This window comes from Frigidibacter sp. SD6-1, assembly GCF_030143255.1.
GTDB lineage: Bacteria > Pseudomonadota > Alphaproteobacteria > Rhodobacterales > Rhodobacteraceae > TMP-24.
The window spans coordinates 1-1214 of record NZ_JARJNR010000029.1; the positions used below are offsets into that span (position 1 = coordinate 1).

At 61.3% G+C, this 1214-nt stretch carries 1 protein-coding gene; it reads left to right on the forward strand.

Annotated features, from left to right (window positions below):
- Positions 1–65: 65 nt before the first annotated feature.
- Positions 66–1214 (forward strand): IS3 family transposase gene (locus P0645_RS19215; RefSeq protein WP_284166165.1). Its coding sequence is split into 2 segments (ribosomal slippage), with 1150 coding nucleotides annotated over them: positions 66–327 and positions 327–1214; the frame shifts between segments, so codons are not numbered across the junction. This gene is flagged as partial in the annotation.

Genomic DNA, 1214 nt, shown 5'->3' on the forward strand with positions numbered 1-1214 from the left:
GCTGACCTGCCACGGGATTTTTCCTCCATTAGGAACTAGAGTCCGACCCAACGAAGGGACGGACAATGAAGCGAACGAGATATTCAGAAGAACAGATCATCGGCATTCTGAGCGAGCATGAGGCCGGGGCGAAGTGTGCCGATCTTTGCCGCAAGCATGGCATGTCGGAGGGCACCTTCTACGCCTGGAAGGCGAAGTATGGCGGGATGACGGTTTCCGACGCCAAGCGGCTGAAAGCCCTCGAAGATGAGAACGCCCGGCTGAAGAAGCTGCTGGCCGAACAGATGCTGGATGCGGCGGCGATGAAGGAGCTGCTGTCAAAAAAATGGTAAGGCCCGCCGTGAAGCGTGCGGCTGTTGCGCATCTGCAGGCCCGGATGGGTCTGTCGGAACGGCGGGCCTGTCAGATTGTTGGGGCGGATCGGAAGATGATCCGGTATCGGTCCGTGCGGCCGTCGGAGACGGAACTGCGCCAGCGGCTGCGTGATCTGGCCAATGAACGTCGCAGGTTTGGCTATCGCCGCCTGTTCGTGCTGCTGCGGCGTGAGGGCGAGCCATCCGGGATCAACCGCATCTACCGGCTCTATCGCGAAGAGGGGCTGACGGTGCGCAAGCGACGCGCCAGGCGCAAGGCCATCGGCACATGTGCACCGATCCTGGTCGAGGCGCGTCCGAATGCGCGCTGGTCGCTCGACTTCGTACACGACCAACTCGCCTGTGGCCGTCGGTTTCGCATCCTGAACGTGGTTGATGACGTAACCCGTGAATGTCTGGCGGCAATCCCGGACACCTCGATCTCTGGGCGCCGTGTCGCCAGAGAACTGGCCATGATGATAGAGCGGCGCGGCAAACCTGGCATGATCGTTTCAGACAATGGGACCGAACTGACCAGTAACGCGATCTTAACCTTTGCCGCCGAGCGCGGGGTCGAATGGCATTACATCGCGCCAGGCAAACCGATGCAGAACGGGTTCGTCGAAAGCTTCAATGGCCGCACGCGGGACGAGCTTCTGAACGAGACAATGTTCCGCGACATGGCCCACGCCCGGACGGCCATCCGCGCCTGGACCACAGACTACAACGAAGAAAGGCCCCATTCGCCTCTCGGCTACCAGACGCCCAAAGCGTTCGCCAAGGACCTGTTCACCGCAACCAACAGCCGCGCTGCGCAACCTGAAAGCTCCGCGCATCTGTTGGTTGCTCCACCAGCGCCGA